Genomic DNA, 6,618 nt, shown 5'->3' with positions numbered 1-6,618 from the left:
AATTAAGTCTATGATAGCCGATGCACAGTGTCAATTTTTTGTTCGCATTTTAGGGGAACAAATTTATATTGTTTAACAAATCTCAAATCCATATATAATACTTCATATATTATTGTAAAGGAGATTTTATGAACATAATTAATGCATTTTACAAAAAGACGAATAAATATCGTACTTATACATATAAAAATATTAGGAATGATAAGAATAAGAAATGAAGAATTAATTATTCAAGATACATTAGATCATTTATCTCAACATTGTGATGCGATTATTTGTTTTGATGATGCAAGTGTAGATAAAACAATTGAGATTATATCTAATCATGAAAAAGTAGTAGGAATTATTAGAAATTTTGTTTGGGAATCTGATTCAGAAGATAGATTGAATAGTGAGACTAATCATAGAAAGTTACTAGTAGAATTCTCAAAAAATTTCAAACCAGAATGGTTATTTTATGCAGATGCTGATGAACGTTTTGTAGGTGATATACGAGGTTTTTTACTATCAGATAAAGCGTTAGATATTGATATTTTGAGAATTTCATTATTTGATGCTTATCTCACTCCGTTTGATTCTTCTCCTTTTAAAAAAGGAGAAGAATTACTAAACTTCAGAAAAAAATTTGGTCCTGAACGAAGAGATATAGCTATGATTTGGAAAAGTAATAATCCTTACATTAAATATATTGGAAAAGACTCGAGAGAGCCTAACTTCCCTGAGAATCTTCATATAGTAACTAAATTCCTTTGTCAACATTATGGAAAGTCTTTATCGATTCAACATTGGGAAGAAACATGTAATTATTATATTAATCATTTCCCCTATGAACCTTACGGTAAAAAATGGTTTGAAAGAAAAGGTAAAGCAATTCATTTAATGTCTGATTTTGATAATCCACTTTATTATTGGGATGAAGAACTCTTCGAAAATGCTATAAAAATTCATCCTTTATAAGAAAACGACCCTATCTAATAGGGTCGTTTTCTTAATAAGCATTTTTATTTACAAATCCATTATGGATCGTTTTGAAGATGATTTTAATATCAAACAATAATGACCAATTTTCAATATAAAAAATATCATGATTGATTCGTTCTTCAATCGATGTATCTCCACGTAGACCATTGCTTTGTGCCCACCCTGTGATTCCAGGACGTACATGATGCTTGATCATATACCTTGGAATTTCATCACGGAATTGTTCTACAAAGTATGGACGTTCTGGACGAGGTCCAACTACACTCATATCTCCAAATAATACGTTAAAAAATTGAGGAAGCTCATCTAAGCTTGTTTTACGAATAAAAGCACCAAATTTGGTTTTACGCGGATCATCGGCTGTCGTCCAGCCTGTATCAATCTGCCCTTCAGGAATAATACGCATCGAGCGGAATTTGTACATCGTAAAGTTACGACGATTCAGTCCTACACGTTCCTGCTTAAAGATGACAGACCCCGGTGAAGTCATTCGTACGCCAATCGCTACAATAATCATGATTGGTGATGTAATAATAATCGCTATTAATGCAAAGACAATATCGAATAATCGTTTAAAAATACGATTCGCTGCAATATCGAGTGGAATATCACGTACATTAATCATAGGCATACCCGCAAAGTTATCAAAGTATGGACGGGCAGGTAGATAATCAAAGAAATCTGGAATAATTAAAGTCCGGACGCCTGCTTTTTCACATTCAGCAATAATGCTTGGATATTTATGATGTGCATCTAACGGTAAAGCTAAAATGACTTCATCGATCATCATCGTATGCAAAATCTCACCGAGTTTATCCATTTTACCTAAAATCGGTTTGTACTTATTCGGTTCAGCTTCATTATCTTCTAAATAATCATCTAAAAATCCAACAATTTCATAACCCATTTCTGGATACTGTTCTAGGTTATTGCAAAATCGTTTACCGAGTGAACCTGCTCCGAGGATCAAAACAAACTGTTTATTAAATCCACGTTGTCTCGCCCGCTTTAGACCTTTTTTAATCACGTAGCGATAAGCCATAATAAGCATCAACGTTAGAATCACATAAATAAACAAATAAGAACGAGAAATATTGACTTCTTTTACAAAAAATAAGGCACCTAATAGTACGAAAATACTCACAAGATGCGTTTGGAAAATTTTCAGCAATTCATCAGCAAAACGTTTTTTACGTTTCGGTGAATATAGTGTGCTCATTCCGCCAATTAAGATCGCTATACCACCATATACTATACTCCAAAGAGCATATGTCTCGATCGGTAAAGCTCCAAATTCAATAGGAGTATCATAAGCAAACCAGCCACTTTCAAACTTTATAAACCAGGCAAGTAGAAAAGAAAACTGAATGATCAAAAAATCAGCTAAAATATACAGACGGGTTAAAAAACGTTGATTTTTACGAATCATATTTACGTTCTCCTTTCTGCTTCTGTCGATAAAGTAGGTTTAGCAGGTAATAATTTATTTTTTATCAGTGACAACATTAGTTTGACTCCAATACCGATAAATACAACACTGTTCGTAACCAAAGAGTACTTTTGCCGATAGTGTTTACGATGAAAGAGCCACATTGCTCGATGAAACTCATAAATGATTTTGAAAGGTTTACGACGACTGCTTGCACCTTTATAATGAATAATTTGTGTATTTCCCCGATAATGAATTTCCCAACCCGCTTCTTTGATGCGGTAACACCAATCAATATCTTCTCCGTACATAAAAAAGGATTCGTCCAGTCCACCGATCTGTTCGATGACTTCACGTCGAACTAACATAAATGCACCTACCAATGAATCAATCGGGTAAGACTCATCTGGATTCAAATATCCGAGTTGGTAACCATTAAAGCGTGGATTATCTGGAAACCATTTCGAAAATCCAAATGCATAATAAAATGACGCTGCCGGTGTAGGGAATCCTCGTTTGCATGCTTTATCAAGTGATCCATCAGGTAATACAATTTTACAGCCTGAAGCTCCTGCCCGTGGATAAGCATCCATAAAAGACACCATCGTCTCTAAAGTATCAGACTGAACGATGGTGTCGGAATTAAGTAGTAGTATATATCGTCCTTGCGCAATCTTCATTCCCTGATTATTCCCTTTAGCAAATCCAACATTATCGGTATTAGCGATAAAACTGAGTTCTGGATAGGCAGCAGGAATCGCTGTTGCGGAACCATCGCTAGAAGCATTATCGATAACAATGATCTCATATGCATATTGAGTCTGCGATTGGTACACAGACTGTATACAATCAAGTGTAAGCTGGCAAGTATTATAATTTAAAATTAAAATGCTAACGTCCATGGTAACGCTCCTGACTAAAATATAAATCTACTGGCATTATAGCATATCTATATCTTAAAAAGATAAATCTGCATAGATTCTATCATCCTTCTTAAATATAGCCTACCAAAATTAAAAAGCGGAAAAGCCATTGTTCTGTTCTAGATTGTCGATAAAGCTGACATTGACGTAGATACTGAATACGTTGCATCAATGTCGAACGTGGGGCAATAAATGCTTCAAGTTGTTGTTTCATCTGAGGATCCGTGATCTGATCGCCATAAACACGTTTAAATTCTTTAGCTTGCTGTACCAGTAACTTTTTGTCTTTATGTTTGCGAAAACTGTTCCATTTCTTTTTGATTTTTTGCAGTTTGGTAGATTCTCCACCTACAACATTACCATCATGTTGACGGTAATAAATAGAGGGTTCTGGATCAAAATGAATGTTTCCAAAACAAGATATTGTAATGTACATCCACCAATCATGCATTAAAATCAAAGATTGATCTACAGGAGAATGAGTATCTAACAGCAACACACGAGCTTGTTGATTAAAAGCAGTCGTTGCCCCTACTGCTATATTCTGAATTAGTCCATTATAAAAAGACGGAGCTTTCTCAGGCATGCTTGGCCAAATCGCTGTTGGATTGAGCTCACTATCTGTTAATTGTGTAGCGGTAAAAATCATTGCAGGTATAGACTCATTTGTATTTTCAATCATTGTTAATTGCTCAAGAGCACGATTTGCTTTATCCGGCATCCATACATCGTCTTGATCACAAAAGCAAAAATAATTTACTTGAGGATCGGCTGCTTTCATCAATTGCCAAAAGCTCGCAATGACTCCTACATTAGATCCTTCAATGACATGAATATTCTTAGGATATTTCTCTCTATATTGCTGAAGAATATTTAAAGTATTATCCTTTGATCCATCATCACGTATCAAAATGTTTAATTCTATTTCTTGTTGTAAAATACTATCTAATTGCTCTGCTATGTATAAGGCTCCATTATAAGTAGACAGTAGGACCTGCATCTTGGGACTTGAATATACGGGTATCATTTACATTCTCTTTTCTTTTGATAATACAAACTAGTCTTTACATAGTTTATTGTAACAGAATTTGTGATCTAGACCCACTTTCATAGTTATAATATAAAAAGCATCATTCGATTAGGATGCTTTCCTACTCAAATGATGCTTTTGTTATAAATCAAGCGTATATTTTAAAATTATGAAGAAGTTAACGTATATTGATACTCATGCAAAAAAGCAGTTAAACCTTCTTGCCAAGAACGGATATCTGTAAATCCATTTGTCCGTATAGATAGATGCTCCATCACCGAATTAGCAGGTCTTGGAGCTGGTCTTGGAAATTCATTAGTTGCACATGGTTCTAGTATCGCTTGCATATTTACACCCAGAATATCAACAGCTTGCTTAAATATTTCTTGTGTAAATTCATACCATGTACATGATTCACTATTAGAAGCATGGTAGACACCATATTTCTCAGTTTCCATTAACTCTGTCAAAAATGATGCTAAGTCCACTGTATAGGTTGGTGAACCTTTTTGGTCATGAACAACTTTAAGCTGTGGCTTTTCCTGACCTAATTTCAACATCGTTTTGACAAAGTTATTACCATGTAGCCCGTATACCCATGAAGTACGCACAATAAAATAACGTGAGGATAAAGATTGAGTTAACACTTCACCCGCACGTTTAGATTTACCGTAAATACTTTGAGGATCTGTATTATCATATTCGTGATAAGGATGTATACCTTGTCCATCAAATACATAATCTGTACTGATATAGATCACTTTAGCTTGTACTGCTTCTGCTGCTATAACAATATTCCGTGTACCTACAGCATTCACTAGATAAGCTCCATCCATATCCGTTTCAGCAGCATCTACTGCCGTATATGCTGCACAATGAATAATGACTTCTGGCCCAAAAGAAGTGATCACTTGCTGACACTGTTCTAGATTTGTAATATCTAATGTCTGGCGATCACATCCTAATACTTCATGCCCTTTAGCTTGGATGACTTTGACAGTATCCACTCCAAGTTGTCCAGAAGCACCCGTTACTAATACTTTCATTGACTAGCTCCTAGACGATCACCATACTGCTGTTGGTAATATTCTTGATAGGCTCCAGAAGCAATACGTGTCCACCAATCTTTGTTATCCAAATACCATTGAATCGTTTCTTTAATCCCTGTTTCGAAATTATGCTTAGGCTTCCATCCCAGTTCATTCATAATTTTAGTAGGATCAATACCATAACGACGATCATGACCCAAACGATCTTCTACATATTTGATCAACGATTCGGGTTTATCCAGTTGTTCCAAAATTGTTTTGACGATATGGATATTTGTACGTTCATTGTTACCACCAATATTGTAGACTTCTCCATTTTTGCCTTCATGAATAACTAGATCGATCGCGCTGCAATGGTCTTCTACATACAACCAATCGCGGATATTAAGTCCATCCCCATATACAGGCAATGCTTCATCTGCCAAAGAACGAGAAATAATCAATGGAATCAACTTCTCAGGGAATTGGAAAGGACCATAGTTATTAGAGCAACGTGTAATATTAATCGGCAAACCAAATGTTTCATGGTATGCGCGTACTAATAAGTCTCCACCTGCTTTACTTGCTGAATACGGGCTATTTGGTGTAATCGGTGTCTCTTCGGTAAAGAGCCCTGTTTCGCCTAAAGAACCGTATACTTCATCTGTAGACACTTGTACAAACTTGGTGATGTTATATTTTTTAGCCACATCCAGAAGTACTTGAGTACCTACAACGTTTGTTTTTACAAAAATTTCAGGTTCCAAAATACTACGATCTACATGCGATTCTGCTGCAAAGTTAACAATGATATCTACACCATCTGCAACTAAGCGATCCATTGTTGCTGTATCTGCAATATCCGCTTTCACAAACGTATGATTCGGATTACCTTCGATCGATTTTAAATTTTCTAAATTTCCTGCATACGTAAGCGCATCTACATTGATAATCTGGTACTCGGGATGTTCACGTAACATATATAGAACAAAATTACTGCCAATAAAACCGGCTCCGCCAGTAACAAGCAATTTCATAATGATACTCCTTCTACACTATAGTTATTTTAATAATGATAATAATCATTACTTAAATATAAATTTCTTACTAATAAAATAATTAAGAACAATTACTATTATATTCACTAAAATTTTAGAAATGTTATCATTTATATGAAATACGTCAATTAATAGAATCATTCCACCTATATCTACAACATATGAAAAC

7 protein-coding genes are annotated in these 6,618 nt (G+C 34.8%); 1 reads left to right on the top strand and 6 read right to left on the bottom strand.

The window, feature by feature from the left end:
• Nucleotides 1-141: 141 nt before the first annotated feature.
• Nucleotides 142-957, top strand: coding sequence for a glycosyltransferase family 2 protein (locus tag PTI45_RS18835; RefSeq protein WP_069329134.1), 816 nt, complete (start codon nucleotides 142-144; stop codon nucleotides 955-957).
• Between the two features lie 31 nt (nucleotides 958-988).
• Here PTI45_RS18835 and PTI45_RS18830 read toward each other — a convergent pair whose 3' ends face one another.
• From PTI45_RS18830 to PTI45_RS24655, 6 genes are all read right to left on the bottom strand, one after another.
• Nucleotides 989-2,410 (bottom strand): undecaprenyl-phosphate glucose phosphotransferase, encoded by a 1,422-nt coding sequence (locus PTI45_RS18830; RefSeq protein WP_069329133.1) that lies wholly within the window; start codon nucleotides 2,408-2,410, stop codon nucleotides 989-991.
• 2 nt (nucleotides 2,411-2,412) lie between these two features.
• Nucleotides 2,413-3,312 carry a glycosyltransferase family 2 protein gene (locus tag PTI45_RS18825; RefSeq protein WP_069329132.1) on the bottom strand — a complete coding sequence of 300 codons (900 nt, stop codon included), beginning with the start codon at nucleotides 3,310-3,312 and terminating at the stop codon, nucleotides 2,413-2,415.
• 91 nt (nucleotides 3,313-3,403) lie between these two features.
• Nucleotides 3,404-4,333 (bottom strand): glycosyltransferase family 2 protein, encoded by a 930-nt coding sequence (locus tag PTI45_RS18820; RefSeq protein WP_245703510.1) that lies wholly within the window; start codon nucleotides 4,331-4,333, stop codon nucleotides 3,404-3,406.
• Between the two features lie 197 nt (nucleotides 4,334-4,530).
• On the bottom strand, nucleotides 4,531-5,409 hold the full coding sequence (rfbD, locus tag PTI45_RS18815) for a dTDP-4-dehydrorhamnose reductase (protein WP_069329130.1): 879 nt from the start codon (nucleotides 5,407-5,409) through the stop codon (nucleotides 4,531-4,533).
• Nucleotides 5,406-6,428: a dTDP-glucose 4,6-dehydratase gene (rfbB, locus tag PTI45_RS18810; protein ID WP_069329129.1), complete on the bottom strand. Its 1,023-nt coding sequence runs from the start codon at nucleotides 6,426-6,428 to the stop codon at nucleotides 5,406-5,408. Before rfbB ends, rfbD begins: the two co-directional genes overlap by 4 nt.
• Nucleotides 6,429-6,476: 48 nt before the next feature.
• The coding region (locus tag PTI45_RS24655) for a GtrA family protein (RefSeq protein ID WP_175425222.1) at nucleotides 6,477-6,618 on the bottom strand (142 nt) is incomplete at its 5' end.

The sequence above is a fragment of the Paenibacillus nuruki genome (assembly GCF_001721045.1).
Taxonomy (GTDB): Bacteria; Bacillota; Bacilli; order Paenibacillales; family Paenibacillaceae; genus Saccharibacillus; species Saccharibacillus nuruki.
This window is presented reverse-complemented; position numbering and strand designations above follow the sequence as displayed.